This is a genomic window from Clostridium ljungdahlii DSM 13528, assembly GCF_000143685.1.
GTDB lineage: Bacteria > Bacillota > Clostridia > Clostridiales > Clostridiaceae > Clostridium_B > Clostridium_B ljungdahlii.
On the sequence record NC_014328.1, the window covers coordinates 3,955,543 to 3,981,588 of the forward strand.

Below are 26,046 nucleotides of genomic sequence, written 5' to 3' on the forward strand. Positions count from 1 at the left end.
ATATAAAATTTTACTTTAGAACACATGAACAATTTATATTATATAATTGCTGAAAAGAATAAAAATTTAAAATTCACTTAACATAAAGTTAACTCCTTCTTTTAACTTAATAACTATAAATGAAAAAATAAGTATAAATACTTACAGTATATATTTGTAATATAATTAAACATCTTTATAGTTTTTAAAACAGTCTTAAATAAAGTACCATTTTTAGCAGATTAATATATCCATTGAATAGTATTTTTTTAACCTGATTTCTCCGTAATATAAGTCCTTTTCTGAAGGAATCATTGGCACTTTCATGTATTGAGCAGTAAATATATGTTATGAAACTTTCTCAACTATAGTAAAAAAACAGAATTGTATCCACCTTTATAAATATAATAAAGATGTCATCACCAAACATAAAAATCTAGGAATGACATCTTTCAATTCTAATAAATTAAAATTATTGTTGTAAACTATTTATAGCTGCATTAACTGTATCGTATAAGCTTGATATCCCAGCACTTCCAGTTTGTATATCTGGCGGTTGAATTATATAATTTCCTATAGATTTAGCTTTATCAAAATCTAAATCATCTACTGCCTGTTTAAAAGAATTAAACTTGTATACATAACTGTTCATATAATCTATAGACTTATCTATATCATCAATTTGAGTATTTATGTTATTTAAATACTGACTATTCAAGTTACTAAGTTTGTCTGGTACCTGTAAATTTGCAACTTTATCTTTTAAGCTGTTTAAATTATTTTTATAATCTGACAGATATGAATTGACTTCATTCACCGCTGAAATTGATTGGGATATGCTATTATCTATATCCTCCACAGTATTATAAGTTGATGTTAAGTTGCTAACTTTATTTTGGACTGTATCCAAGTTATTTAAAAATGTATCTGTTTCCTGTTTATAGGACTCGCAATAATTTTTCAAATTATTCAAATAATCTTTTTCAGCCTGAGGAATTTTTGATGGATCTACTAGCTGATATTCTACAGCTAACTCTACCGAAGCAAATCCACCAAGTATAGTTACATTTTTATAGCCTTTTGGGTCCATAAAACTTTTTTGATTTGTTATATTTTTGCCATCTGTAAGTATTATAGGTGCATTCAATTTTGAAGCTAGTGTACTTCCAGATAATGCATCCGGAAAATTTACTCCACTTGCAAGTACAGCTGTATCTGTATTCACATTAAAATATTTACATATATTTAATGAAGTATCATATCTAGTTTGTCCATCAATTCTTTTTATACTATCATCACTTAAAGATGGAACAAGTGATTTTAACTGTGTTAACACTTTATCTTCAACTGAGGCCTGTCCACCAATTATATAAACCGTACTTGGATTGATACTTAAAATTAAGTCCTTAGTTTCATCTGGTAGACTATCAGCTTTCGTCATAAATATAGGATAACCATTGTCTGCTGCTACACTTGATATACTTAATGCATCCGCAAAACCATATCCATTTGCAATTACAATTGGAGTTCCACTTTTAACATCCATAGAATCAACTATTTCTTTATTTGTGCTGAATCTATTATCTCCTCCAAGTCTTATGATATTATTATATCCTAAATCTTTTATATGATTTACAAATTTATCACTTACAGATCCAGTACCCCCAAGAATATATACGTTTCCATTTTTATCAACATTATTTTTTATATAATTTAATTGTTCTGAATTACTATTCAGGTCACTATTTATTAAAAGTATTGGTGCATTATATTTCTTTGATAGAATACTTCCTGCCAATGCATCAGGAAAATTACTCCCACTTGCAAGTATTACATTTTGAAGGGTACCGCTCTGAAAATTCTCTGCAATTTTTATTGACGTTTCATATCTATCATTACCACAAAGTCTTGTTACATTATAACTTGTCTTAGCATATGCTGCAGTAGATATACCAAATACTATAGTGGTAGTTATACAAAAATTCATTAATTTTTTTAACATTCGTAAGTCTCCTTTCACTCTTTATTATATATTGAATGTAATAAAATTACTTTTTGCCTCTATCTATACATCCTGCAATTCCTGTTTTTACAGCTACCTTTTCATGTAGAGTTGATGATGAAATTACATTTCATCATAGAAAAATTGGATAATCTATATTTTTCTTTGACATTACTATACTTTAGTATATATTCTATATATTATATAAAATTCCTTCATATAGAAAGTAAAAGTTTTAAAATCTTTTACATGAGCATTTTTCTCGAGATTTAGAAGTAATGAAAACAAGCATATCATGTACTGAAAAGTAAGCTTTTCACTAATTTATCATTTCTCCTTATATTTTTTCTATTTCATATATAGAATTATTTATAAATTTCAATGAAAATTAGCATTATTAGGTTCTTTACTTATCTAGAAAATAAAAGTACATTTATTTTCTAGTAATGATTTTTAATTTCTTGATGAATCTTTATGTTACAAGGAATGTTTCCATAAACTTCGTGATAGAAACATTCCTTATATGTATTGAAAACAACTATCCACAATATTTATCCAAACAACTTATTCCACGTATTAATCCCAACAATACCATCAACTGCAAGTCCACTGTCTCTCTGAAAATTCTTTACAACCTCCAGGAATAAACTTAAAGATATAAACAAGCTTAAATTTATTACAAAAGTTGCGCTTGATTCAATAATAGATCAACTTGAAAACCTTGTTCTATTCTGTGATGAACAATCCAAAATAAAGCTTAAAGATGAGATTTTAGAATATATCAATGGAAATGAGTTTAATAAAAATTATTTTTCAAGACACTTAAACAAATCCTTTACAGATCTGGTTGATGATACACTAAATTCATTAAAATACACAGTCAAACAGCAGTCATAATTACATATAGAAGAAATGGGTAATATATGCCCTCTAAAAAAGCAAATGCTGAAGGCTCCATACAAAAATATTATAAAGATAGAGTTCTAAAAGGATGGAGAACTACAATTACTATAAGACATGACGATACTGGAAACCTTGTACGAAAGCAATTTTACGAAAAAACAAAATATGTAGATAATGATTTGTTCGCCCTATAAATTCATAGGGCGTCTTTTTATTTGTGTTTATATATTTTTATGGTGGTTGTGTTACGGTTGTGTTATTTGGCAATAAAAAAAGCCTCACGACATCGTGAAAGCATTGATACTGGTGCACCCAGGGAGATTCGAACTCCCGGCCTCTGGATTCGAATTTTAGATTTTATAATATTTTGGTGTTTTTTAAGTTCCTTTATTTTCAATTGTTTAAGTGTTATTATATACTATTTAAAAGTACTATTTTTTATGCTTATTTAAAACTTTGGGGACAATATGGGGACAATTTTTTATATATTCAATCACTGCGCTACCAATGGTTTATAAAAATATATTTATTTTTTAACTACAGCTTTAAATCTATAAATTTTATCTTATAATGCATAATTTTATATATTACATCTTTCACACAGCTTATATAGTTAGTATAAAATTGCTTATAGGCATAATTCCATTTCTAATTATAAATTACTCTTAAAATGGCTATATACGCAATATAAAAGGTACATATCATTTTGCTACTCACCTACATAAGTTGGGTTTCCCTTTTTTGCAAGTTTCCAGTAATCAAAGTATATGCTATAATTTAAAATGTAATAAGAAAAATTGTATAGGTACCTCTTCTTTATTTGTGGGTGGATTATGGTTAATAATGTCTGCGTATGAAGAAGAGGTGATGCAATTTATGTCAGAAGGATACTTACTGTTATTCTTTAGTTTGTTTTCAATAACTGCTATGGTTATAGTAGCATTATCTAACAAAAATTCGGATATAAAAATTGAAAATAAAATTACTTTAAGACCTGATGAAATATCATCTGATACTAAAGTAAACATAAATAATTCCAAAAAAAATAATAGATAGCCTTTTCCGAGACCTATCTATTATTTAACCATTATACAATTTTACTAAGCAGACTAAATTCATAATCCACCCTCTTATTACTAATATTATACCACAAGTATATAAATATTATAATGTAGATATTTTAATTTTCTCAATTCATATAGTATACTGCTTAATAAAACAACTCTTTATTAGGTAATTGCAGTAATACAATAATTCTTTTATTTTCTTCATATTGTACATATACCTGAGATTTTATTGTAAAACTACTAACATATTTATCAAACCATATAGAAATGTCCTCCTCTCTCTTTGATGAAAAATAGTTATTTCCATATTCCTTAATATCATTCACAATTTTATATGCAATGGTATCATTATCCAACTTGTCTTTTAAATCCGCATTTATAAACTCATTAATATAATCATTATTACAGTGAAAATACTTCATTTGGTAATTTTCATAAACCACTGAAATATACCTATCAAGTGATAAATCAATGCAACGACATATCGTAGCTTCAATAGAAGTATGAAAATAGTTTGCAATATTTGATATTAACTTAAAATCCAAATCAAAATTTTTAATTTGTTGTTTTACATATACTTCTGGTAAAAGTAGTTCACTTGCAAATTTATCACACTCTTTTTCTCCTTTATCATAGAAAAAAGATAAATATAGTGGATCACTGATAGTGCCTTCAGTATTCACCACAGCATGAACTAAATGCCCTAATTCATGTGCTATAGTAAAATTCAATCTACCTTCTGTTAAATGTCCATTTATTACTATTGCTGCTTTTCTTAAATACGGAAATCTAAGTAAACAGCCAGTAAATTCTGATTTTAAAAAATCTTTAAAGTATAACTGTATCCCAAACTTTTTGATAGCAAATTCTAAATTATCATTATTTGTATTAAGTTTCAAAAATTCTCTCATATCAGCCGCATTATATGTTAGATTGGCTTTAAGCTTTTCACTATATTGTCTATTTGAATTTTTTACTGCTCGGTAAATATTATTTATTAATAATAAATCATCATAATCAAGCATCACATCTTTTCTTGCAGCTACATTTTCTAATTTAACAAATCGTTTTTCCTTTTTTAATATTTTTATTAAATGAATCATATTTTCATCATATATAGAAGTTCTATTCTTTAATTCGTTTTTGAAAACACCAGCAACTTCAATATAATCAGCAAGCTCACATATTTCCGTTGATAGATCATTAACATAATCATCATTAACAGTAGTTGCAGATTTTTCAGCATATTGTACAAAATTTTTAAATAAAGATAACATATCAATTAACAAGTCTTTTGCTTCATATATTGATAATATTAACTCTATTACTTCCTTCTTATAACCAAATTCTTTATTGCAAATTAAGACTTTATAAAAGAACTTATTTATCTCTTCTTTCTTATTACCATTACGATAATAATCCCTAATAGTTGCTGCTATTTGGGGAATATATTGCGCATACTGTTCAAAAAATGGTATAAAAAATGCTACAACCTTATTATCCCATTTATTACACAATGAAAAAATCATTTTTTCAAAAGTAACCATGAACTCGTCAACTTTGCATATTCTTTCAACAGATGGTAATAAATCTTTGTATTTGTCCTTACTTTCTTGAATAGCCTTAATAAGTTTAGTTTTATATTGGGTAAAATTCATCAGATATCCGAATAACTCGTAGTGAATTGCTAATTCACTTGAACTTAAAAACACCTTATATAGGCATTCTCTAATTTCATTAATGTACTTGTCATTAATAAAACTATATGCTTCAATTTCAAGCAGTAAATCAATCATTCCAAGAATCGTACTTGTATCATTATCTTCAAGGAGGATAGCTTTAAAACATTTCCAAAAGTATACCTCTTTCTTATTTTTTCTTACCTTTTCATAAGCGGATACAAATAATTTTAATGTTTCATCCGATGTAGACTGATCCCATGCTGCAAGTGCAACTTTTTTTAAATTATTTTTAGCTATACTTTCATCTTTTCCTAAGTTAAATAATAAACTTTTTATAATACTACCTATATTTTCCATTATGGAATCACCTCCTACTTTTAGTAATTTAATAAAATATATTATAAGACTATTTCACTTATTACTATTATAAAACCGTCCACTCACCATGCTTATACTGTTCAATACACTTAAACTCAGCAACTTTTCTATCTTTATTATTTAAAAGTATAAGTGTATCTTTTTTATACCATTTAGTTTCTTTACTTTTCACAACACCGCCAGTATGTTTTATCTTTTTTAAGTCCATATATGAAATTATCTTAAACTTTATTCTGTAATCTCTATTACTTACTTGTTGGCCATGAGCATATTTTACATATTTTGATGCCATTTTTAAATTATCATGTATAGACAAATACACTCCATCTCCATAATGTGGATCTTTATACTTAAAGGTATCAGTAATAGTTTGATTTATACACTTACTACAATACTCTCTTGGTTTTCCTGCTGCATTACAATTATTTTTTATTACTAGTAAATCTTTTTTGTCAAAATAATAATAAATATATTTTATATCACTTAGATCTAAGCTCTGCTTTAATTTTGCAGCTTTATCCATACAAGAGTCTTGTACTATCCCTGTAAATTTTAGTTTATCCTGATTATACACTGGATATTTATTCCCACATTTGCCACATATAAAGCTACTCATAGCAATCCCCCTTATATAATATGCTATTCATGCTATTAAACTAAATACCGTATTCGATATTTTTTTCATATCACTCCTATAATATAAAATTTATTTCTATATTTTATATTTCTACAAAAGAAAATATTATCCTTTAACTTTCGCTCGCTATTATATTACTTATTTCTACCCTAAAATGATTCTAACCTATTTTATAATTCTACGTTTTATTAAATTTCATTAAATCAAAAACTCAAATCAATAAAAAAAGACTCGCATTTTACGAATTTCCTATTCTTGAGCTAACTTTAGGTATAGTAATTTTGACCATACCTGACTCCCATATGTAATTTATAACCTCTTTTCTTCTCCTATAAGCGGTACTCCTAGCCCCTCCATACATTTCATTGGCTATCCAGTTTACTATTTGTTATAAGTAATTCTTAACCACTACATCAAGGCGTGAATGTCCAAGGTTTTCAGAAGTAATTCCGAGAGCCTTTTTATTATATCTACGCCCGGATCCATCTCTGCAGATATAGTCAAGCTTTTTTTCTTTTAATCCCTGAAGTACCTCCATGTATTTATGCTGTGCAAAATACCTCCTGCAGCTGTGTACATCCAGCGCATGATGTATTTTTTCAAACACAGTGGCTTGTCCTGCTTTTTCTGCCTTTTCCTTGGCTTTAAGAATAATATTATATGTACCACGTAAAGGATGTATAAACCTGCCACGGCCATTCTTAGTCATAACGCGGTATTCCTTCTTAGATTTAAAATCTAGTATTACATTTTCCTCTTCATCCTTTATGATCTGCTCTGGTTTAATTTTAGCTACTTCACTTCTTCTAAGTCCCGTAGCGTTGCAAAACTCTTTTACCTCTTTATTGTTTTTTTCAGAGAAGTGCTTATCATATTCCACATCATGTCTACTACGTTTTATTCTTAATCTATCACCTCTTTTGCTTGGCAATTTAATTTCAAAACTGTACGTATGACATCCGAAAATTTTTGCTAAAGATGCAGCCTTAAGGCGGGTAGTATACCCACTTTCCCCTTTGTCCATACTCTCCTTTAGCCATTCTCCCACATGATCCCGAGGAATATTATCAAGTATCTTATATTCCTTTTCAGGATGCTTTTCACGCTCCCAAGTAGCAAAATTTAATGCATGTTTTTTATAGTTATCACATGTTGACTTGCTGTAAATACCTGGTGCACGGAGTGAATTTTGCTTTACTTCAAGGAATAAATCTGCCTCTTTTTGTTTCTGTTTGGCCTTATGCCTAGATTGACCAAAACACTTGAGACTATCAATGCGCTTAAGAATTTGGAATTTTAAACTTGCCATTATATCAACCTCCTGGATACAAAAATAATGCTTGTAGAGATCAAACCCCTTTACCCTCGTTATGCATTTTTAACATAAGGAGTCGCAGTATATATGGATATCTTTCTCAAGGACATCCACCTGCAATTAAATCTTTGACTTAGGTTACTGGTATAGATCTGTTTCTAGCTTTCGCTGTATGTGCCTAAGTACGAGCATACCTTATCATGTGTTCAAATTTATTTATATGTGTAAACAGTGAATAAAAAAGTCTTGCATTAAGCATATATGCAAACCCACCCCTTCACTGGAATTCTGTTTTAAAAATCTTTACCACAGTGTTACTGCGGTTTACTCCCTCATTTTGCGTGCGGGAGTAAACCGCATGCGGATTTGATTTTCCCCTTAAGTAATGTACTAGAATTTAATTGTTTAAATAACTCGCCTAGAATCTAAAACAAAGGGACGGCTCCAAACGTCAATTAAACAACCAATCCTAACTATCTTTTATTCTTATGAAATTCAATTTATTTGCTCTATTAAAAATTGCTTAAATATATTTTTCATGTTAGTTAAATAAACCAATTTATTTTATGTTGCCTCTTCCATAAGACATAATATTTTCTTATTCATATCTATTATGTGTATTTTCGAATACTTTTTTATTATTTTTTAATAAAAAAAGCCACTAAAAAGTAGCTTAAAATATAAAATTTATTTATAAAACTTCCATACCATATTTCTACACCACAACTAAATTAGAATAACCATTTACTTTGCTTTAGCAATCACTTTTCATATATTTCATGTATTCATCTCTTAATTCATACAGTGCCTTTATATCCCACATATCAGCTATACCAAAGTATTCTAATGCTTTATCAAATGAAGTTACTTTGTAGCCTTTATCTCTTAGCTCTTTAATGTATGTATAAAACATAGATTTATCATCAAATATTATCGCAAATTTAGCTGTCTTGGCTGCAGTTTTAAAATATCTTCCACCATGTTCTTTACATATTTCAGATATTTTGTCTTCGATTTTATGAAATTGCTTTAAAGTACCATCTCTTCTCTCATAACCAAGTTTATAGGCTATAAAACATTTATATATGTCTTCATCTATAGGATCATATTTAAATGACGTTTCAAGATTAATTTTATTTTTTTGCTTTCTTAATTTATCATAATCTTTTTTTATTGGATAGCCTTCTCTACAATATTTTAAATAAATTTCTGCTGCAACTTTAGCATCATCTATTGCTCTGTGACTATTTAAATCTATTTTTAAATAATCTTTAATAGTTTGTAGCCTATGATTATCTATATTCTCAAACATTTTTCTACTTATACTCAGTGTATCAATAACAGAATTACCTCTATATTTATTGTCTGACATATTTTCATCTAGAAAATCAATATCAAATCTTGCGTTATGAACCACTATTGGTAAGTTACCCATAAAATCTATAAGCTTAGGAATTACTTCATTTATAGAAGGGCTATCCTTAACCATACTATCCTCAATACCGTTTATTTTTGTAATTTTTTCTGGTATATGTATATGTGGATTTATCAAAAAATGAAATTTATCTGTTTCTTTCTCATCCTTATATTTTACAGCACCAATTTCAACTATTTTATCATTTCTATAATCAAGTCCAGTTGTTTCAAAATCTAGTGCCACAAATTCTTTAAAAATATCATCAGTAAATTCTAAGTTTCCAAGTCGTGCTATTTTTTCTCTTAATCTACTATCCTTGCTTTTATTTAATATTGGTTCACTTGTCATTGCAGACTTATTGTTTGAACTTTTATGTATATTATAGAAAATAACAAGCACTATAATAATTATTACAAAAATTGTCATAAAGTCATCTCCTTAGAAAGATAATTCTATAAAATATGATAAAATCCTCTATTCCTTTACTATCCAAGGATATGCCTAAAACCATATCAAAAAGGTATCCAACCCATTGGACACCTTAACTTTATCTTAGTCATTGATTTTACTTGCCTTAGTATACTAAAAATCTCTATGATACTTATAGTATTTTATTTATAACTTAATTTTTTATGTTGCCATGTTTTCCCTATAGAAATGAGTTGCTCCTATCATCCACCTTGTAAAATATTTAGCACTTTGAGTAAATTTTTCCAAACACAGGTCGTAAAAATTTTGTTCATCTATCTATGTATTTTCAAAATCAATTTTGTCTCCCTTGGTAAGTTATCTTGAAAGTTTACATGCCTCTTGTCAAAGCGTAATATCAAAACTTTCACACAGTTTAACAATAAAATACTTCTGTTTTAAAATATATTTTCATTTACCATAATAATCAATATTCTTAGCTAAAGTCCACCTTGGCATTTTATAGTATCCATTTTTTCGCCAAACAAGTCTCCAAAATACTGTCTTAAAACTTTATATACTTCCTGTGTTACAGTCTTTTGATTTTTAGATTCATATACATGTATATTTAACCGGATTTATCTTGAATTTTTATTAGTGTATTTCTGTTATATGTTTTTTTATTCATAGATAATAATTCTTTAGATAACTCGTTATTTGGCATAACTTATTCCACCGTGCATCTAAACTAATTTAAATCCTTTTTTTACCTATCAATTATTTATCTTTGGCCTATATCCATATCTATCTATAAGCTTGTTTACGTCCTCGTTTTTCCTCAAGCTGTATGAATATCTTGCTGCTTCTATATAAGTGCATCCATAAGCCTTTTGATATGCTTTAGTTGCATTTAAGCATCTACTATAATAAAAGCAAAATAATCTTTGTTTATCAGTAAGTTTTAATCCGTCGCTCATATCTTTTATTTCTTCAATATTTGGTTCTTCTATATCCTGTAATGCATCCTTTTTTGTGTGCATACTTTTTCTTTTTTTGTATGCGTACTTTTTTGTTTTGTGTGCATACCTTTTTTACATGTCAATAACTGTACACTTAGTAGCTACTTTTAATTTAAGTTTAGTCACAACCTCCCTTAAAATTCTTAATAAATTCTTGATATTCTATCTGCATTTTAGGTATTGAACACTACGAGAATATTATATTCAATCATTTGATAATAATGTTCAAAAAAACTTTACTTCTGAATGCAACCAAATGCAACTATTTAAACTTCTTTTGGTTGCACTAAATGGTTGCATATAAAAACTAAAAATATGTGTATACTTTTAGTTTTTATATGCATGCTTTTTTGCTGTATAAAGATTTGTAGTATCCATATACTATTACTTACCAACATTGCTTTAATTATATTAATATTCTATTTATTACCAGTGTAATTCAATTTTATCTAATATTTTCTTAGGATTACTTCAGTTATATACTCCTTATTTTACCTTAGTGACTCCAGTTTATATATCCCGCACTTTCCCACAACCACTTCAATTTATGTAAGCTTGCAATATGTAACACAAAACTCGTACACCGGAGCACTCACCAAAATTGGGAAATGTAAACACAGTATGCTTTACGATTTCTTACTTATACTTCGCTCTTCAAATACACCCGTGTATTCAGCATACCCACATTGCCCTTTCTTTTCTTTTTGCCTGAAATACTTCCACCGCTCTTTTAAAGCTACATCTTTAAGTTCTAATATGTCTCCATACCACTCCGCTATTTGTTCTAAAGTACATGGATTATTCCTTATATTCTAAATGTATGTAGCTACTACATTTTCTAATTTACTTTCCATTATTGTATAAAAGTAATGTGGTATATCCTCTAATAATTTATTGAGGTTCTCACTATATTTATTAAATAGAAGCGGATTCATATTAATAATTTCCTTTATTTTAATTCATCCCTTTATATTTACAAAGAATTGACTGGATCTATAGTTTAAATCTTTAACGGCGGCAAAGGCTTTTAATTAATCATAATTATGCCTTTTATATCTTTCTACCATCTAATTATGTCCTAATAATATTGTATTCTTCAAAATTTGAACATTTAGTTAATCTAAATTTATTAGTAACGTTATAATAAAAAACACGTTCCTTTTGTATTACTTCGGTTTTTGATAAAGTTGCATTACCTTTCAAGTAAGTATTAGAGCTATTTGTAACAAAATCTATATTATTTGCAACGTTTTAAAAGTTTAATTTTTTGTTGATAGTTTCTCTATATTTTATTTTATCGCTAGAGGAAATGCCCTCGCCTCTTAAGACGAACTTTTTTATAAACCATCATTAGATACTCTTCTCTTTTATCTTTCCAATGTTCCTTTGCGGCTCTTAGCCTAACATACTGATAGTTTAATCCATACCATTTAGCAATATCTTTTAACTTACAAGGTTTTGACCTGGTATCACATTTATAAGTTAATTCAGCGTTTATCCATGTAGCACTTCCATAGTCAAAGAAGTAAGGTGGTTTTCCACTCATGTATTCATTAATATATAATTCTATCCCTTCAGTCAACAGTTTATTAAATTTCATATATTTCTTAACTGAATTCCAGCCCTTGCAATGCACCCAGAATTGACTAGATTTATAATTTAAGCCTTTAGCAGCAGCAAAGGCTTTTAATGAATCATAATGCCCTATTATATATTCTTTTTTTAGCTCATGCCAATTATGGCGTTTATATTTCTCAATCATGACACTTCACTCCTAAAATTGTAACTGCATAAAAGCTATTAACAAAATCATCTTTTCTACACTTAAAAATTTATATATTGGACCTTAATCTATACTATATACAGCTCTATCATTGCCTAAAGATTAATTAAATCGGACTTATATTAATATATTTTCATAAATTCCGCTTTTTTCATAACTTGAATTTTTCCATTATAATAAACACGCCTTGGGAATTTGATAAAATCTATATTAATTACTGATTCTGCATAGCACCTACATCCATCACATTCACCTGCATTATATTCTCCTATAAAGGGTTCTCCAATTAATTTTTCTGGTGAAGGTGGTTCGTTAAAATTAACAACTATTCCTTCCATGTTTTTATGAGATTTTCGAGTTTTACTATCCATACATGAGCGCCAAATATACCAATTAAGTCCTAAATCTTGGCTTCTATTTTGATTGAAACTTGCTGAACATATGCTACATATTGTAAATGTAATTTTCTGCATATCTTTGTTTGATATATCGAAAAATTTATTTTGTATATCTTCACATATGCTTTCTGGTCGCCTACCTTTAAAATGTTCATTTATTACATGATATACGATATTTTGGGGAATATTCTCTGGGAAAAACTTCATTACCATATAATTATTTTTTACTTTTTTATATATCTTTTCATATAAAGAATAATCTAATTCTTTTTTTATTTCTTTATACATTTCATTTCCTTTAGTAGCTTTTGCAGATGCTTCTCTCCATGTCTTTGGCTCAGGATTTGTTCTTGATGTATTTCTATTACCAAATATCTTTTTAAATATACCCATAAAATTAATCCTTCTTTCATTTTTATAAGTATATTCTCTAAAACATTTAACATATCCTGCAAAATAAAAAAGCCCTAGAAACTTTCTAAGGCTAAATGTATTAATTTATTGGTATATATTGATCTTGAGTATGTTTTATGATTTTTCCTGTTTTCACATTAACTAAATACTCATATATCTCAGCATCATCATCGTAATCTTCGATTATAACATAATAATTATCACCATTATACATAGTTGTTCTTTCAGATTCTACGTAAGGAAGGTCCAGAGTATAACCTACATCTAGTTTCACTTTTGATTTAACTAATTCTAATGCTTGATTAATAGTCAAAGCGCTATTTAATGGTGTGCTTGTATTATCACCTATACTTGTAATATCTAATGGACTTATTTCATTAGTAGAGTTATCTATTTTATAAGTATCTCCCGTTTCTTTATCCACTAGGAAATCATATTGGTAATAATCTGTTGTCCATGTACTAGAAGTTTTATTGTAATCATATAATGCTATTCTATAATAATTACTTCCATCGTAACTGTAAGAACCTACATTTCCAAATCTTAAATTAGAGTTAAGCTTTATCTTGGATTCTATTGTATTTAAAGCATTTGTTTCATTTACTATACCGTTTAAAACATCATCACTTATAGATTCTTGTAGTCCCAAAGCGAATATATTCTTTGTGCCTTTATTCCCTAATATGTTTTCTATATATCTATTATTTGTATCACCAACTAAAAATATAGGATTACAATTTAAAGCTGCAAAAGCAGAACCACTAAGAGCGTCAGGAAAATTTTCACCAGATGCTAATATGGCTGTACTAAAATCAATATCATTAACAAAAGCATTTATAACATTTAAATTTCTAGTATATTTATTGTCACCAGTTATTCTCTGCACATTTGAGAACTTAGATGCTACATTATCACTAATTATATCCGTCCCACCTATAATATAAGTTTTTGGAATTGTATTATTAGCTATAAATTTCTTTTGTATAGAAGTTAAAGCATCCCTTTGCGATAATATTATAGGCATTTGCATTTTCCCAGCTATTGGGGCTATTGAAAGAGCATCGGAATAATCATCACCTGTAGCAATAACCACCCCATTTTGAGTGCCAATTTTATTAGCTATGGCAATAGAAGTCGCATATCTGTTTTCTCCTGCCAATCTTTCTGTATTTATTCCCATATTTTTAATTTTATCTTCCACACCGTTGCTTATAACGCCAGTTCCACCAACTATAAATGCTGTTTTTACACCTAGTCTTTTTAACTCATTTACTGTACTAGGATATAAATCACTAAGGCTAGGGTCTATAGCAATATTACATGTTAAAATTATTGGAGCATTATATTTTTTAGCTAATGTGGTTGCACCTAAAGCATCTGCAAAACTGTCCCAACTAACTATAATTGCGTAATCACTAGATGATTGCCACCCTTGTTCTACAATCTTTTCATTTGTTTCAAATCTATCTTGTCCTCCTAGTCTAGTAACCTGTAATCCATCTGCTTTCACTCCATATGTAAATAATAAAGTAAAGCATAAAGTAAAACTAAAAACCATTCCTAAAATTTTCCTATTCATATATATTCCCCCTTCTTATATAAATAATATAATAAAAAGAGGTCAAATAAAACCAAGGGTTTATATCTACTTCATTTATTTTTACACTTTTAGAGACTATATTTAATTCATTTTCTAAGATATTTTTGGATTCAATATACTACTTTTTAGCTCTAAGCATATATACAATTATATCTAATAATAAATATGCTTGTACAGTTTTTATTCATTAGTCAATTTTTATAATAATTTTTCTTATTACTGATTGTACTATAACTGTTTACTCTGTAAGTTAATAATAATTAATTTGTTTTACGCAAAGCTAATTTAGTTTGCCTTTACTAAATTGCAGTTATAGGTATTATGCCTCCCAACTGATCTATCGCAGTAAAAGACGTATACCACTCGTCACCTCTCGTATCTCCTGACATGGTAACCTTTAGTACCCTAAAAATTCCATCCTTGTCCAGCGACCTATACACAGGTGTTTGCGTAGTATTTGAATCTGTGGTATTTGTTCCACTAGCGCTAGGGGGATTACCATTATCAGCATCCATTAATTCCTTAGGTCTACCCCAAGAAGTCATATAAGGTGATGTTATGTTATTATCATGTCGTATTTGTTCTGGTATAGGCCTGTTTGCTGTATGTGCCGCATAGTTTCCACCATTACCATCGTATATTTCAACATGTTCTGACCCCCCAGAACCTTCAAATAATAAATCCCCTGGCTTTCCTTCGTTTTTCAATCTATTCATATCACTTGAAATAAGCCCTCCATTTGCACATTTGGAATATTGACTTGATGATGGTGCTGACATTGTTATTCCTGCTGCTGCATAACAAGTTTCTGCAAATATAGAGCAATCATACATTTCTTGTCCTTGTGAATTTGTTCCTCTACCTCCTAGAACGTAAACAGCTTTACCCTCTTGATGTTTTTGAACTATTTCTTTTGCTTTATCTATAATCTTTTGCCTAGTTGAATTTGTACTACTACCTCCCATAGTTGGTACTGTACTATTCCCTGTTATGCTTATTTTCTTTGCTCTTATTAAACTATTATCTATATGAATAAGTGAATTTACTTTAATCTGTGGATTTAATAAGCATTGCCCTGTAATCCCATAATCACTTTGCTCTGGTGTCCCTATTAACCCACTAGAAGGGCTTAACTCAAATATTTCACCTTTTGGCATTTCATCAAGTTTCACTAAATTTACTTTTCCATCTTCTGTGTAATATTTGCATCCATTACTTTCTGCAATTTGATTTAAATAGTCAGAAGATTTTCCAAAGAAAACTTTTCCTCTTGTGAGTTTAGGAGAATTATTTAAAGACTCTGATATGCTTCCTAAACTAACAGGGTATTGTGCTTTATTAACTATATGATCGACTATAGACCTCGCTGTTTGACCCCTTGCTATAGAATAATTAGCTATATCAAAATTTACAGCTCTATCCGAATCTAAAGCTATTATTGTTAATCTATATGTAGCAGAGTCCTCTTTATCCCTTATAGTTTGTAATATATCTCCATCAAATATCGTTCCGTATTGGCTACCTTCATACCCCGCTTCAACTGTAACCCTTGTACCGTATAATTCAATGTTATTTTCTGTTTGAGAATTTAGATTATATATGGTTATTTCACTTGTGTTAGGCTCCATTAATATAGTTTTTACAATACTGAATGTGCATCTTAATTGAGATACATCAAAACCATTCCCTTTTTCATCACTTACAGTTATTCTATATCTTCTACCATAAAGTATCTGTCCTTCTTTTTGGCTATTTGCAACTACTTGATAATTTGTAGAAGGTATTGAAATAGATTGCTGGGAGTCTGCACTTGGTGTACCTGCGGTTCCTGTAAATTGATTATAATATTTTTGTGCATATTCTTGCCTTGTACTTAATCGTGGTACTCCTGGTCTTTCAAAACAAAAGCACATTGCTGCAGTTAAATCATTTATGCTTCCGTTACCAGACATGAAATTATCATGTGATAAGTAACCACTTACGTTTGTCCATTGGGATTCTGCCCCGGTGTTTCCGGTGTCTCCAGTTAATTCAGCCCACAAAAAATTAAGCTGGTGTGTTAAATCAGTTCCATATGCTTCAAGCTGTGTCCTACGTTCAAAACTCCATTGAATTAATCCAAAACCATCCCCACTTCCTGATTCAATTTCGCTAGGGTTAAAACTACTTTCACCATAGATATTTCCCATTACAGCTGCGGTACTTTTTTCAGAAAAATTTTTACTTCTTAAAAATCTCCAAACATCTTCTTCTATACTCATTTAATCACCCCTTTACTTTTTAGTTATAAATTCAGCGGTCAATTCATCTCTAAACTCTGATGTGAACTGTTTTTCCAAGCCTCTTAAATAGATTGTCTGCATCTGGAAGTCTTTTTTTAATTCCGTTACTTTTACATCTAAAGTTTGAATTTTTTTATCTTTTTCACCCATATTATACGCTTCCTTTACCTTTTATTTTAAATATTTATGATTTATCATATTAGGGTCTATAGTTTTTAAAAAATCTTTAATAAGGTCATTTAATACGTCACTAGGAGTTATATCATTTAAAATGCAATAAATTTGGAGCGACTTAAAATCTGCTATATTAAGATTTAAACTGTATTTTCTTCTACCGGGCTTTGAAGGCCTTCCTATTTTTTTTATTATATTATTATCTACTGGTTTTATATTGCTCTTATCAGTATCATATGGTGATCCATCTTTAGTCATTTTAATTTTTTTGCTAACCTCTTTGTAGTTCGCTAATTTATCTATATTATCTGTTAGTATATTACCTACTGTTTCCATTGATTGTTTATTACCTAAACATGTATCCTGGCAATCACCATTGTCCGTATGTTGTTGTGAAATTTCTTCATTATCTTTCACATTGTTTTTATCTAAATTTTTATAATATATAAATTTATCTCCTGAGCGTACCCATCCATGTTTCTTTAAGATTCCAGATTGAGATGTACTAATATTAAGCTCTTTACAAACTTTATTATAAGAGCCTACCTCTTTAATCCTTACATTAAAATACCTTACTCTGTCCTCAATACTCAATTTTAAAAATTCTTCTTTCTTCACACCATCATCTCCAGATTATACTTTTGTACTTTTATACTATTATATTATAATACATTTTAGAATAAATTATTTATTCCTTTTATATTATTATAACTTCGCTAAATAGTGTTTTAACGAAGTTATAAAAAGTCACTCAATCATAGTCATATCAATGCTTTCAAGGTATTTTCTACTTGATAACTTTCATGTTACGGAACTTCTCAAGCTCCTGTGCAAGTTCATTCTCATTTACAGTTTTGTTTGTTTCGTCTGTTTCATCATCATCTATAGCCGTTGGTACACCTAGTGTTCTGTCTATTAAATACTTATTAGCAGAAAACTTTACTCTTTGATCTGTACTTTCCTTTGCTATCTTCTTTACTTCATCAATATAAGTGTTTACATCCTTTAATATATAAGCATTGCCTTGGTTCTTGATGTCCTGCGTTCGCCTGTTCAGCTCAGCCTTAACCTCATCACTATCTTTCCATGTATAAATTGAGGTTCTGCTTACTCCAATCTTCTTAGCAATATCAGTAATCCTATAACCTTCTATAAGCATTGTAATCATCTTCTCTTGATCTTTAGTAAGCAACTCTATCCCTCCTTTACACTTAACATAAATAAGACACTCAGAACTTAATCTAAGTGTCTCTTTGTTTTTATAATTTTACTTAATAACATTATAACATGTAAGAATTATCATTAAAATATCATCTTTTTATCATCAATTTATCATATCCAACTTTAGGCCATCTATACCAAACAACTGGATACTAAGTTCATCTGTCATTTCCCTTATCCATCTTCTAGCTGTAACAACCCCACAACTTAATCTCTCAGCTACTTCCTCGTATGTTTTTTCTTTTAAATAAAACAATTCTAATGCTCTATATTTCTCAGGTGAACACATTTTATGTTGCTTTTTCTTTAATACCTCCATAGCCATATCTATGTGGGCAATCATTATTAATGTTTTACTCTTACTCTTTTTAATAGACAATATATATAATTCATCCCTGTCTAAATCATCTATATCCTCCAAATCCTGTTCCAACTTATTTACATCATCTATGGCATTATTTACATGACTTACAAGATCATTATAATGTTCTAAAAGCAATTTAGTATTATGAAATACATTTTTTCTTTTTTCTTCTTTTTTTTCTTGATCGAATTCCTTTATAGCCTCTTTTGCTGCTCTTTTTATAGTTTCATCTATACTTACTGTATTATGCTTCATTGCTTATATCGCCTCACTTTTATATTTTTCTAATCTTGCTTTTACTGCTTCTAAAAGTATATTTTGATTTACTTTCTTATTTCCTAAGGATTTCATAACATCTTCATCAACAGTACCTTTTGCTATTATATGATTTATAACAACAGTTTCCTTCTGCCCTTGTCTGTGTAATCTTGCATTTGCCTGTTGATATAACTCCAAGCTCCATGTAAGTCCAAACCAAACAATAATATTTCCTCCATATTGAAGGTTCAAGCCATGACCCGCACTTGCTGGATGTATTAAAAGTATTGGTATCTCTCCTTTATTCCATCTTTTAATATCTGCTGAATCCTTTAAACCTACGGCTTTTAATTTCTTAGAACTTAAGAAATTAATTATTCTATCAAAATCATGTTTAAAGCTATAAAATACTAAAACTGGTTTTCCGTTAGCTGCTTCTATAATTTCAAATAATGCTTTTAATTTTTCATCATGAATTTTAACAACTTTCTTATCCTCTGAATAAATAGCTCCATTAGACATCTGCAATAATTTGTTCGTAAGTACTGCTGCATTTGCTGCTGTTATATCTTCTTTTCCAAGTTCCAACACAAGATCCTTTTCTAACTCTTTATATTTATCTTTTGCTTTTTCAGGTAAGTTAATTTCTACGATATTATCTATTCTTTCAGGTAGATCTAAATAATCCTTTGCTTTCATAGAAACACAAATATCACTTATTTTATTTTCAATAGCTTCTCCTGCACCTTCTTTTAAATTCCAGTTATAAACTACAAATTGATTTCTATTACCCGGGGTAAAATATTGTTCTCTATAGCTGCCTATTGTTTTTCCTAACCTTTTGCCACCATCAAGTAGATAAACTTGTGGCCATAAATCAATTAAGCTGTTAGGTGCTGGCGTTCCTGTAAGTCCAACTATTCTTTTAAAATAGAGTCTTACTTTTTTTAAGGACCTAAATCTCTTTGCCTTAGAACTTTTAAAAGAACTTAATTCATCTATGACACACATATCAAATGGCCATCTATTAAAACAATATTTAACCAACCAATCAACATTTTCTCTATTAGTTACATAAATATCTGCATCAGCCATTAAAGCCCTTTCTCTGTTACTTTTAGTTCCTATAATCTTTGATATTTTTAAATGTTTTAGATGATCCCATTTTTCAACTTCAGTACTCCAGGTATCTTCTGCCACTCTTAAAGGTGCTATGACTAAAACTCTATAAACTTCACCTAAAAATAATAATTCATCTACTGCTGTTAATGTACTAACAGTTTTACCATACTCAACCCATACCCATGTCAAGAAATAGGCCAGAAGCTTCATGATCTATAATGTGATTTATAGCATATTTCTGATATTCATAAGGTATAAATTTCATAGTATCACCTTCCCTCTTTCTCCAATTTTTTATTTAAATCTGCCATTCTTTTGGTGTAATTTTGCATGTTCCTTTTGAGAAGGTAGTACTTCCAAATTATCTTCACTAAAATTTAATTTATTTTCATCTTTATGATGAACTATTTCTCCCTTTCTTAGTTTTCTTCCTAATACTTTTTCAGCTATTACCCTATGCGCATGTCTACCATGAATCTTTGGGTATGATTTGCCATTACCTTTTAATAAATGGCCCCATCTTATATTTTCTTTAACTTCATCAGTCATTCTTGTAGGATTAAGTTCTTTATTCATTTTTGTCATTCTTTTACTTGTATAAGTTTTTGAACACTCCCTACTACAAAATACATGGTTTTTTATTTCACATTTGTATCTATAAATTTCTCTACCACAATTTTCACATTTTACTTTTATTTTAGGCATCTATCTCAACTCCTTAATGAATTGTTTAACTCCACTAATACTATCTATACATTCAACTCTAAATCCTAAAGTATTTAATTCCTTTGCCCTATACTCTTGAAGCTTTCTTCTTTTTTTACCTGGTGCTTTAAGCTCTACAAAAATAATCTTTCCATGTGGTAAAAGAACAATCCTATCAGGTACCCCAGACATCCCTGGACTAACAAACTTTAATGCTTTACCACCTATCTTCTCAATTTCTTTTTTCAGTCTTTTTTCGATAACACTTTCTAACAATAAATCACCTTCTATTTAAGGCAACAAAGGCAACAATTTTTTCTTATATATGTGTATACGTATATTAGGCGTGTATATGTATATACATATATGCCTATTTATATAAATAATACTTATATAATATTTTTTGTTGCTTTTGTTGCTCATAGTATTTAAGTCTTTGGTATTATTAGCATTACAATGGCAACAACTTCGACAACAAAATTATTTTTTCTGTTGCCTTTGTTGCCATTGTAATTAAATATAAAAATAGCTTTGTTGCTAATTCTGTTGCCTAAATTTTGCGTGTGTAAGCTCTTTGTTTCCCATAAATTTTCCCAAATGTTAAGGAATTATTATATTTTTTCCATCCCTTTAAGCTTTTAAGGATATCATTAATTTCACGTGACTGAATTGGTGTAAGATGCTTTGGATCACCATTGAAAAGCTCACACCATATTTCCATTACACAGGTTTTAGTTCTTTGTATATTTCCTTCAGGTATATCACCAAATTCAGATCCATGTATATAATTTCTCCTATCCGCCATACACAGGCTATACCAGTTTTCAGGTAAAGGCTTGTTTAAATATTCTTCAATTAATCCAGCCTTTGCACTTTCCTCGCTATGAGCCTCCTGCTGTTTTTGTGCTTCTTTTTCTTCATCAGCACTTAAATACAAAGTCTCACCATCATTCCAGAGTGCTACAGCCTCAGCCCATATTTGATCTATTGTATAGCTGTCCATATCTTTAAATACACTTTTGCTATGGGCTGTTACACCTACATCTATTGGCCAAAACCTTCTATTACCGGTTTTATCTCTTAAGAACTCCCTATCATTTGTAGTACCTATAATTACACACTGACGTGGGAATCTGCTTGTCCTTCTGCCATATGCTACCCTGTAGATATCTTCCTGCTTGGATAAAAAATGTTTTGTAGCTTCAATATCAGCTTTCTTTGTTGCCATCATTTCTCCCATTTCTAAGAGCCATACACCCTGTAATTGCTCATATGCTTCTTTACCAGTTACAGTAGTTAAGCTGTCAGAGTACCACTTTTTACCTAGTTTTTTAATAAAAGTACTTTTACCTATTCCCTGTGGTCCACTTAAAACTGCCATATTATCAAATTTACAACCTGGTTTAAATACTCTTGCTACTGCTGCCACTAATATTTTTCTCATGACTGTCCTTACATAACTGTTGTCTTCAGCACCTAAGTAATCTATAAGTAAAGTATCAACTCTTTTAATGCCATCCCATAATAAACTATCTAAATACTCTTTTATTGGATGGAATGAATGTTTTTCAAAACTTAAGGCTAGAGCATCAGCACATTTTGTTGTAGAATTTATTTTGTAATACTTTTCTATAAATTCTCTAAGCCCACTATCGTCAGTATCATTCCAGTCTGACATATTATCTTTTTTTCTCCAGGGCAGTTGCCCAATAACTACAGCTCTATTTGAAAATTCATTATAAGCAATTTTTCCTTTTAATAGAGGCTCATTTTCAATTACTAAAAGAAAGTTGCTTATGGTACTCCTTAACTTTCCATTGTCTGTATATTCAAGATCTTTAAGCCACCTGGTGTCTGTTTCATCCTCAACTATTCCAAAGTCCTCCTGAGCTTTTTCCATACGTTCTTTACCAAGAGTTTGTATTACCTTTTCATCATTGGATGCAAATTCAGTCATTTTAGTAAATGAGGGTAATCTATTAGCTGGTGTATCTGGTTTTGCTTCATCATCAAGCCCACCAAACTTGTGTATTCTTACTAAGTCAAAAGCATTACATAATATTTCTGAAGCTGGGTCCGTACCATGATGGCTGTAACTGAATTTATCTTCATACACTACAACCCCACCTGCTGTTGAACCTTCCGCATATGTGTACCTGGTTTCATCCATGCCAGGTACATACACATCTTTTAAAAACTCATCTATAGCTTCGCTTATTGAATAGGTCCTGCAGAAAGCACCTATAACACCTTTTTTATTTAATGGGTCTTCCTGTTTCTTTATAGCTGTGTTTATCTTTGCTCTTGTTCTGCTGCTCTCTGGCCAGTAACTTACATCCTGCCATCCAAACGTATATCTATCAAGCACTTCATCAGGATTAAGCCATGGTAAGTCTTGAACCTTAAACACGTATTCTCCATTACTTGAAGTACTTGGCCAATACATAAGTCTTGAGGGTTCATATGTTGTATCGTCAAACTGGTCTATCCCTAAATCATCTGCAATTATTCTAGCAATAGCCTGGTATTCATCTGGAAGCACTGGCCTTGATAAAGGTATTACAAGTCTCAGTCTTTGATTATCTGGCGCATGTGTATGAGTTGAATACATAAGACAATTAAAGTCCCATAAAAGCTCTATACTTGACCATATATCGCCATTTGCATAATCTATATCTAAAGTAATTAGCGTCCTATTAGCAACGTTCTCAGCCTTCCTACGACCATTTTTTAAAGAGCCACCTACAAATCCGCCAATATCTTTAATTCTGTCTCTTTCACTCTTAGACATTTTTTTATATTCTGTATAAGTTTCAGGTGTTCTTGTTGTATTAGATAGCTTTTCAACTAGAGCCGAGTATAATAAATTTTTGTTTTTCCAATGTTTTTCATGTTTGCTTTTTCCGGTGGCAAGTGTTATGGATCCATCATATTTAATTTTAATTTTGGGACTATTTCTTGCCGTATATTCCAAGTTATCACCCCCTTTATATCTTTAACCTAAATAGAATTTTAATTTAGTGTAGAAACACATAGCCCTCTTTGATATCTCGACATTCAGATTTTTTATAGATTAGTAACTCTTTTTGGCATCCACCCATATCTTCTGTAATGCATTCAAACTCTATAAAGTCTATATTATATAACTCATCATTGTTATCTAAATTCCATTCTATAGTAGAATTAAATTCTCTTCTTTTAATAACTTTCTTTATTACAGCCTCTATTAAATTCATTTTAATAAAGCTCCTTCCTTTAAAAGCATTTAAATTAATTAAAAATACCGTAAAATTCATTTTTGAATAATACGGTATTATTATGATATTTAATATAAATTTTTATTAAATTTATTCTACTATAAAATAGCTATTATAATTTTCAAACCTCATATTTATCCCCATTCATCACTTTCCTTAGCAAATCAATGCATGCACTTGAGTACTTCCTAAAACGACTTGTTTCACCGGTCTTAACTGATATATGATACTTATTATCTGTAGATTTAATATCGACTCCCTTTTCTTCTCTTATCTTTTCAATTAATTCATTAGCTTTATACCAACTCTTAAATCCAAGTTTTTCAGCAACTTGCGTTAATGTATAGGGATAGGCAATATTAAATGTTTTTGGATCAGCGACACTTGTTATGCCATAAATTTTGTTTATTTCATTATCGTCATTGAGTGCACTTTCCAATGTTTCATAATCAATTTCAATTTTGCGTTTTGGGATATCTGCTCTTACTAATTCATATGTTCGAGATAGTAAAGCTCTTAATAATTTAGGATTCACTCTTTCAATTGCCTCTTCATTAGTAAAGGCCTTATATACCCACTTGTAATCATCAGCTACAATTTGATTAATTCTTATGCTTTTATCATTTTCAAGATTAATTATTTTTTCCATGGGGTATTGCTCATTATTATTAATTTTTTCACTCCAAGTAACAATATAAATATTAGGTACTAATTGATTGTTAGTTGATAATATTTCATCAATATCAGATAGTATAGCTTGTATATTAGGATCACCAGCATTATATCCTATAAACACTAATGGGTGTTCCAAAAAGAATGTTAGTAACTTTGCACTAAGATACTTCTTTTTTGATAAAAATATATCATAATCTTGTTTTGTAAATACAAGACTTTCAGGCTCACTTATACATCCATGTATTTTAAATATTTCACCTATACTTGTATACTGAGATCTTAATATTTTTTGACCAATAATAGGCGTATAATCATCGAAAATCATTTCAATAAATTTATCATAATTTGTTGTAATAATTGCATAGGGTTTAATTTCTTGAAGCAAGGTAATTTCATCCTGATGTAACTTTATTTCACTAATATTTTTAGGAACGATACTTTCAAACAAATCTGCGATTTTACTTTTAATAAATATATCTGATTTATACTCATCTGAAAAATACTCCTCAGGAAATTCTTCTTCACCATCTGACCAAGCCCATTCTTTATAAACATCTGATAATTCTGTACCGATTTTAATAGGATTCCCATACGTTTGTTTATAATAACCATATTTTTTAGCAATTGAACAGTTCTCTGCTAATATTTTTAATAATTGATTCCAATTAGGAGCATCAAAATATCTCTTAGATATACCACTGCCTAAAAATAGTATTGGCTGACATTCCATATTAGTTAAGCATTCTTTAACATTACTAATACAATTATTTTTATAGGTTTCATACTTATTCATACTATCCCCCCTATTTCCCCCCTATAAAATTACACTTTTTTTATTATCATCATATGGAAATTATAACATACTATTTTAGGTATGGTATCATTTTTTTGAACAAAATGTCATATTTTTCAACACCGTATTATTCAGTTTTCAAGGTTCAATATTAAAACATAATTTATTTATGTTTTTGCAATCTAATAAAGTC

The 26,046-nt window shown here is 29.5% G+C and carries 22 protein-coding genes and 1 pseudogene; 2 read left to right on the forward strand and 21 right to left on the reverse strand.

Going from position 1 to position 26,046, the window contains the following annotated elements; genetic code table 11:
• Window positions 1-451 precede the first annotated feature (451 nt).
• Both CLJU_RS17880 and CLJU_RS22465 read right to left on the reverse strand, forming a co-directional pair.
• Window positions 452-1,981 (reverse strand): cell wall-binding repeat-containing protein, encoded by a 1,530-nt coding sequence (locus CLJU_RS17880; RefSeq protein WP_013240259.1) that lies wholly within the window; start codon window positions 1,979-1,981, stop codon window positions 452-454.
• Between the two features lie 551 nt (window positions 1,982-2,532).
• Complete coding sequence (locus CLJU_RS22465) at window positions 2,533-2,646, reverse strand: peptidoglycan-binding domain-containing protein (protein ID WP_242825689.1); 114 nt, start codon at window positions 2,644-2,646, stop codon at window positions 2,533-2,535.
• A gap of 258 nt (window positions 2,647-2,904) precedes the next feature.
• Here CLJU_RS22465 and CLJU_RS22680 point away from each other — a divergent pair, with 258 nt between their 5' ends.
• The gene (locus CLJU_RS22680; protein WP_013240260.1) at window positions 2,905-3,078 is read left to right on the forward strand and encodes a hypothetical protein; all 174 of its coding nucleotides are present in this window, start codon (window positions 2,905-2,907) and stop codon (window positions 3,076-3,078) included.
• 682 nt (window positions 3,079-3,760) lie between these two features.
• Window positions 3,761-3,940, forward strand: a complete 180-nt coding sequence (locus tag CLJU_RS17885; protein WP_013240261.1) for a hypothetical protein — start codon at window positions 3,761-3,763, stop codon at window positions 3,938-3,940.
• Between the two features lie 154 nt (window positions 3,941-4,094).
• On the opposite strand, the gene CLJU_RS17890 is transcribed toward CLJU_RS17885, so the two are convergent.
• The 19 genes and pseudogenes from CLJU_RS17890 to CLJU_RS17980 all read right to left on the reverse strand — a co-directional run bounded on the left by CLJU_RS17890 (window position 4,095) and on the right by CLJU_RS17980 (window position 25,853).
• Window positions 4,095-5,990, reverse strand: a complete 1,896-nt coding sequence (locus tag CLJU_RS17890) for an ImmA/IrrE family metallo-endopeptidase (RefSeq protein ID WP_013240262.1) — start codon at window positions 5,988-5,990, stop codon at window positions 4,095-4,097.
• A 67-nt stretch (window positions 5,991-6,057) separates the two neighbouring features.
• Window positions 6,058-6,627, reverse strand: a complete 570-nt coding sequence (locus tag CLJU_RS17895; RefSeq protein ID WP_013240263.1) for a hypothetical protein — start codon at window positions 6,625-6,627, stop codon at window positions 6,058-6,060.
• 409 nt (window positions 6,628-7,036) lie between these two features.
• Entirely contained in the window at window positions 7,037-7,957 is a 921-nt protein-coding gene (locus CLJU_RS17900; protein WP_013240264.1) for a site-specific integrase, read from the reverse strand.
• Window positions 7,958-8,717: 760 nt separating this feature from the next.
• Window positions 8,718-9,806, reverse strand: a complete 1,089-nt coding sequence (locus CLJU_RS21495; protein WP_013240265.1) for a 3'-5' exonuclease — start codon at window positions 9,804-9,806, stop codon at window positions 8,718-8,720.
• Between the two features lie 755 nt (window positions 9,807-10,561).
• Entirely contained in the window at window positions 10,562-10,828 is a 267-nt protein-coding gene (locus tag CLJU_RS17915; protein ID WP_013240266.1) for a terminase small subunit, read from the reverse strand.
• 1,279 nt (window positions 10,829-12,107) lie between these two features.
• Complete coding sequence (locus CLJU_RS17920) at window positions 12,108-12,569, reverse strand: hypothetical protein (protein WP_013240267.1); 462 nt, start codon at window positions 12,567-12,569, stop codon at window positions 12,108-12,110.
• Between the two features lie 143 nt (window positions 12,570-12,712).
• A complete protein-coding gene (locus CLJU_RS17925; RefSeq protein ID WP_013240268.1) occupies window positions 12,713-13,381 on the reverse strand; it encodes a phage-like protein in 669 nt (222 codons plus the stop codon).
• Between the two features lie 100 nt (window positions 13,382-13,481).
• Window positions 13,482-14,981, reverse strand: coding sequence for a cell wall-binding repeat-containing protein (locus CLJU_RS17930; protein ID WP_013240269.1), 1,500 nt, complete (start codon window positions 14,979-14,981; stop codon window positions 13,482-13,484).
• Between the two features lie 320 nt (window positions 14,982-15,301).
• Window positions 15,302-17,263 carry a phage protein gene (locus tag CLJU_RS17935; protein WP_013240270.1) on the reverse strand — a complete coding sequence of 654 codons (1,962 nt, stop codon included), beginning with the start codon at window positions 17,261-17,263 and terminating at the stop codon, window positions 15,302-15,304.
• 12 nt (window positions 17,264-17,275) lie between these two features.
• Entirely contained in the window at window positions 17,276-17,434 is a 159-nt protein-coding gene (locus CLJU_RS22685; protein ID WP_156496159.1) for a hypothetical protein, read from the reverse strand.
• Window positions 17,435-17,455: 21 nt separating this feature from the next.
• Complete coding sequence (locus tag CLJU_RS17940) at window positions 17,456-18,076, reverse strand: hypothetical protein (RefSeq protein WP_013240271.1); 621 nt, start codon at window positions 18,074-18,076, stop codon at window positions 17,456-17,458.
• Between the two features lie 169 nt (window positions 18,077-18,245).
• Complete coding sequence (locus CLJU_RS17945) at window positions 18,246-18,650, reverse strand: helix-turn-helix domain-containing protein (RefSeq protein ID WP_013240272.1); 405 nt, start codon at window positions 18,648-18,650, stop codon at window positions 18,246-18,248.
• 132 nt (window positions 18,651-18,782) lie between these two features.
• Window positions 18,783-19,298 (reverse strand): helix-turn-helix domain-containing protein, encoded by a 516-nt coding sequence (locus CLJU_RS17950; protein ID WP_013240273.1) that lies wholly within the window; start codon window positions 19,296-19,298, stop codon window positions 18,783-18,785.
• A gap of 3 nt (window positions 19,299-19,301) precedes the next feature.
• A pseudogene (locus tag CLJU_RS17955) lies at window positions 19,302-20,688 on the reverse strand (SNF2-related protein).
• Window positions 20,689-20,717: 29 nt separating this feature from the next.
• Window positions 20,718-21,128 carry an HNH endonuclease gene (locus tag CLJU_RS17960; protein WP_013240275.1) on the reverse strand — a complete coding sequence of 137 codons (411 nt, stop codon included), beginning with the start codon at window positions 21,126-21,128 and terminating at the stop codon, window positions 20,718-20,720.
• Complete coding sequence (locus CLJU_RS17965; protein WP_013240276.1) at window positions 21,129-21,404, reverse strand: VRR-NUC domain-containing protein; 276 nt, start codon at window positions 21,402-21,404, stop codon at window positions 21,129-21,131.
• A gap of 274 nt (window positions 21,405-21,678) precedes the next feature.
• Window positions 21,679-24,102: a virulence-associated E family protein gene (locus tag CLJU_RS17970; RefSeq protein ID WP_013240277.1), complete on the reverse strand. Its 2,424-nt coding sequence runs from the start codon at window positions 24,100-24,102 to the stop codon at window positions 21,679-21,681.
• Between the two features lie 43 nt (window positions 24,103-24,145).
• Window positions 24,146-24,364, reverse strand: a complete 219-nt coding sequence (locus CLJU_RS17975; RefSeq protein WP_041705200.1) for a hypothetical protein — start codon at window positions 24,362-24,364, stop codon at window positions 24,146-24,148.
• Window positions 24,365-24,506: 142 nt separating this feature from the next.
• A complete protein-coding gene (locus tag CLJU_RS17980) occupies window positions 24,507-25,853 on the reverse strand; it encodes an SIR2 family NAD-dependent protein deacylase (RefSeq protein ID WP_013240278.1) in 1,347 nt (448 codons plus the stop codon).
• Window positions 25,854-26,046 lie beyond the last annotated feature (193 nt).